We start from the raw sequence: 5,266 nt of genomic DNA on the forward strand, positions 1-5,266 counted from the left end.
GGGGGGTCTTTTGGAATGGTGTGGCCGCAGCGTCCTACTCTCCCACACCCTGGCGAGTGCAGTACCATCGGCGCTGAGAGGCTTAGCTTCCGGGTTCGGAATGGGACCGGGCGTTTCCCTCTCGCTGTGGCTGCGGCAACTTTATGGAACTATGTTGCGGATTTTGGGTTTCCGACCGTAGTTCGGGAACCGCACAGTGGACGCGTAGCATTACTTATCTAACTTGAGTGTGAGTCAAGTTGTCGGCCTATTAGTACCGGTCAGCTTCACGAGTCGTTAGTCCTCGCTTCCACGTCCGGCCTATCAACCCCATGGTCTATAGGGGGCCTTCACACCCGTAGGTGTTGGAAACCTCATCTTGAAACAGGCTTCCCGCTTAGATGCTTTCAGCGGTTATCCCTTCCCAACGTAGCCAACCAGCCGTGCTCCTGGCGGAACAACTGGCACACCAGAGGTTGGTCCACCCCGGTCCTCTCGTACTAGGGGCAGCCTTTCTCAAGTTTCCTGCGCGCGCAGCGGATAGGGACCGAACTGTCTCACGACGTTCTAAACCCAGCTCGCGTACCGCTTTAATGGGCGAACAGCCCAACCCTTGGGACCAACTCCAGCCCCAGGATGCGACGAGCCGACATCGAGGTGCCAAACCATGCCGTCGATATGGACTCTTGGGCAGGATCAGCCTGTTATCCCCGGGGTACCTTTTATCCGTTGAGCGCCGGCGCTTCCACTTGCCACCGGCGGGTCACTAGTCCCGACTTTCGTCCCTGCTCGACCTGTCAGTCTCACAGTCAAGCTCCCTTGTACACTTGCACTCGCCACCTGATTGCCAACCAGGCTGAGGGAACCTTTGGGCGCCTCCGTTACTCTTTGGGAGGCAACCGCCCCAGTTAAACTACCCACCAGGCACTGTCCCTGATCCGGATTACGGACCGAGGTTAGATATCCAGAGTGATCAGAGTGGTATTTCAACAATGACTCCACCATGACTGGCGTCACGGCTTCATAGTCTCCCACCTATCCTACACAAACCACACCGAATACCAATACCAAGCTATAGTAAAGGTCCCGGGGTCTTTCCGTCCTGCTGCGCGTAACGAGCATCTTTACTCGTAGTGCAATTTCGCCGAGTTCGCGGTTGAGACAGCGGAGAAGTCGTTACGCCATTCGTGCAGGTCGGAACTTACCCGACAAGGAATTTCGCTACCTTAGGATGGTTATAGTTACCACCGCCGTTTACTGGGGCTTAAATTCGGAGCTTCGCCTTGCGGCTGACCCCTCCTCTTAACCTTCCAGCACCGGGCAGGCGTCAGTCCGTATACATCGTCTTGCGACTTCGCACGGACCTGTGTTTTTAGTAAACAGTCGCTTCTCCCTGGTCTCTGCGGCCCTCAAACGCTTCCCCACGCTAGGTGGTTCACGCCTCAGGCCCCCCTTCTCCCGAAGTTACGGGGGCATTTTGCCGAGTTCCTTAACCACGATTCACTCGATCGCCTTAGTATTCTCTACCTGACCACCTGAGTCGGTTTGGGGTACGGGCGGCTAGGACCTCGCGCCGAGGTTTTTCTTGGCAGCATAGGATCACCGATTTCCCCCATACGGGGTCACCATCAGGTCTCAGCCTATGTGAACGGCGGATTTGCCTACCGTTCGGCCTACACCCTTAGACGTGGACTACCATCGCCACGCTCGGCTACCTTCCTGCGTCACCCCTGTTACTACGCTTGACTACTACGGATCTGGTTCGTGCGCGCCACCGAGCTCCCCCCGAAGGGTTCGCCGGCTTTGGGCACTTAGCATCGTCCGCCTCGTCATGGGCGGTCCTTCGCCGGTACGGGAATATCAACCCGTTGTCCATCGACTACGCCTGTCGGCCTCGCCTTAGGTCCCGACTTACCCAGGGCGGATTAACCTGGCCCTGGAACCCTTGGTCATTCGGCGGACGGGTTTCTCACCCGTCTTTCGCTACTCATGCCTGCATTCTCACTCGTGTGGCGTCCACCGCTGGGTTACCCCGCGACTTCACCCGCCACACGACGCTCCCCTACCCATCCACACGCCTGGACCACGAAGGCCTAGCGCAATGTGTGAATGACACAACTTCGGCGGTGTACTTGAGCCCCGCTACATTGTCGGCGCGGAATCACTTGACCAGTGAGCTATTACGCACTCTTTCAAGGGTGGCTGCTTCTAAGCCAACCTCCTGGTTGTCTATGCAACTCCACATCCTTTCCCACTTAGCACACGCTTAGGGGCCTTAGTTGGTGTTCTGGGCTGTTTCCCTCTCGACTACGAAGCTTATCCCCCGCAGTCTCACTGCTGCGCTCTCACTTACCGGCATTCGGAGTTTGGCTGACGTCAGTAACCTGGTGGGGCCCATCGGCCATCCAGTAGCTCTACCTCCGGCAAGAAACACGCAACGCTGCACCTAAATGCATTTCGGGGAGAACCAGCTATCACGAAGTTTGATTGGCCTTTCACCCCTATCCACAGCTCATCCCCTCGGTTTTCAACCCAAGTGGGTTCGGCCCTCCACGCGGTCTTACCCGCGCTTCAGCCTGGCCATGGATAGATCACTTCGCTTCGGGTCTAGACCCAGCGACTCAAACGCCCTATTCGGACTCGCTTTCGCTACGGCTGCCCCACACGGGTTAACCTTGCCACTGAGCACTAACTCGCAGGCTCATTCTTCAAAAGGCACGCCGTCACCCCAGCTATGGAGGCTCCGACGGATTGTAAGCACACGGTTTCAGGTACTATTTCACTCCCCTCTCGGGGTACTTTTCACCCTTCCCTCACGGTACTGATTCGCTATCGGTCAGTAGGTAGTATTTAGGCTTACAGAGTGGTCTCTGCGGATTCACACGGGATTTCTCGGGCCCCGTGCTACTTGGGATGACTCTCAGGAGTCCGCATGATTTCGGCTACGGGGGTCGCACCCTCTATGCCGGGCCTTTCAATGCCCTTCGCCTATCACACGGATTTTTGACTCCTCGACCATTCGGCAGAATGATCAGAAAGGTCCCACAACCCCGCATACGCAACGCCTGCCGGCTATCACACGCATACGGTTTGGCCTGTTCCGCTTTCGCTCGCCACTACTCACGGAATATCTCTTCCTGTCGGTACTGAGATGTTTCACTTCCCGACGTTCCCTCCACACGCCCTATGTGTTCAGGCGTGGGTCACTGGACATGACTCCAGCGGGGTTTCCCCATTCGGACATCCTCGGATCACAGCTTGTTTGCCAGCTCCCCGAGGCTTATCGCAGGCTACAACGTCCTTCTTCGGCTCCTACTGCCAAGGCATCCACCATGTGCTCTTAAAAACTTGACCACAGATATCAAAGATGCTCGCGTCCACTGTGCAGTTCTCAAACGACGGGCGACCCCACCCCCCACACCCACACGTAGAAGCACAAGCTTCCCGTTTGATGGGAGGAGATGGTCCGCAACCGTGAACCCTGATCCCCGAAGGCGTCCCTAAGGACCCGCTCGAGGGGGTTTGACGGTCTGAAAGATTGAACGAGAACGTCCGACCCTTCAGGACCCAACAGCGTGCCAGCCGACAACCGTGACTCGGACGTCTCAGCGTTCCTACCCCAACGGGGTGTACTAACTGTGCCGTCCGGCGGCTGCCGGCGCATGTCGATGTTCCATCCATGAGCCCCACCCAGAGCACTGTCGGCTCTGATGATGGGATCCTGACCAGCCTCGAGAGACCGGTAGGTGCTCCTTAGAAAGGAGGTGATCCAGCCGCACCTTCCGGTACGGCTACCTTGTTACGACTTAGTCCCAATCGCCAATCCCACCTTAGACAGCTCCCCCTCTTACGAGTTGGGCCACTGGCTTCGGGTGTTACCGACTTTCGTGACTTGACGGGCGGTGTGTACAAGGCCCGGGAACGTATTCACCGCAGCGTTGCTGATCTGCGATTACTAGCGACTCCGACTTCATGAGGTCGAGTTGCAGACCTCAATCCGAACTGAGACCGGCTTTTTGGGATTCGCTCCACCTTACGGTATCGCAGCCCATTGTACCGGCCATTGTAGCATGCGTGAAGCCCAAGACATAAGGGGCATGATGATTTGACGTCATCCCCACCTTCCTCCGAGTTGACCCCGGCAGTCTCCTATGAGTCCCCACCATTACGTGCTGGCAACATAGGACGAGGGTTGCGCTCGTTGCGGGACTTAACCCAACATCTCACGACACGAGCTGACGACAACCATGCACCACCTGTATACCCCGCCGAAGCACCCCCCATCTCTGGGGGTAGAGGGTATATGTCAAGCCTTGGTAAGGTTCTTCGCGTTGCATCGAATTAATCCGCATGCTCCGCCGCTTGTGCGGGCCCCCGTCAATTCCTTTGAGTTTTAGCCTTGCGGCCGTACTCCCCAGGCGGGGCACTTAATGCGTTAGCTGCGACGCGGAACTCATGGAAAGAGCCCCACATCTAGTGCCCACCGTTTACGGCGTGGACTACCAGGGTATCTAATCCTGTTCGCTCCCCACGCTTTCGCTCCTCAGCGTCAGTTGTGGCCCAGAGACCTGCCTTCGCCATCGGTGTTCCTCCTGATATCTGCGCATTCCACCGCTACACCAGGAATTCCAGTCTCCCCTACCACACTCTAGTCTGCCCGTACCCACTGCAGGCCCGAGGTTGAGCCTCGGGATTTCACAGCAGACGCGACAGACCGCCTACGAGCTCTTTACGCCCAATAATTCCGGACAACGCTTGCGCCCTACGTATTACCGCGGCTGCTGGCACGTAGTTAGCCGGCGCTTCTTCTGCAGGTACCGTCACTTTCGCTTCTTCCCTGCTGAAAGGGGTTTACAACCCGAAGGCCTTCATCCCCCACGCGGCGTCGCTGCATCAGGCTTGCGCCCATTGTGCAATATTCCCCACTGCTGCCTCCCGTAGGAGTCTGGACCGTGTCTCAGTTCCAGTGTGGCCGGTCGCCCTCTCAGGCCGGCTACCCGTCGTCGCCTTGGTGAGCCATTACCTCACCAACAAGCTGATAGGCCGCGAGTCCATCCCAGACCGAAAAACTTTCCACACCCTCACCATGCGGTGGAGTGTCATATCCGGTATTAGCCCCGGTTTCCCGAGGTTATCCCAGAGTCTGGGGCAGGTTACTCACGTGTTACTCACCCGTTCGCCACTGATCAGAAAAAGCAAGCTCTTTCGTCACCGTTCGACTTGCATGTGTTAAGCACGCCGCCAGCGTTCGTCCTGAGCCAGGATCAAACTCTCCGTAAATGAATGG

At 57.2% G+C, this 5,266-nt stretch carries 3 rRNA genes; all 3 read right to left on the minus strand.

Annotated features, from left to right (window positions below):
* Positions 1 to 21: 21 nt before the first annotated feature.
* Positions 22 to 138, minus strand: a 5S ribosomal RNA gene (gene rrf / locus TR42_RS13840).
* Between the two features lie 92 nt (positions 139 to 230).
* Positions 231 to 3,333: ribosomal RNA gene (locus tag TR42_RS13845) — 23S ribosomal RNA — on the minus strand.
* A gap of 403 nt (positions 3,334 to 3,736) precedes the next feature.
* Positions 3,737 to 5,259: ribosomal RNA gene (locus tag TR42_RS13850) — 16S ribosomal RNA — on the minus strand.
* Together the 16S, 23S and 5S rRNA genes form the textbook arrangement of a ribosomal RNA operon.
* Positions 5,260 to 5,266: the final 7 nt, after the last annotated feature.

This window comes from Demequina mangrovi, from assembly GCF_000759715.1.
Taxonomy (GTDB): domain Bacteria; phylum Actinomycetota; class Actinomycetes; order Actinomycetales; family Demequinaceae; genus Demequina; species Demequina mangrovi.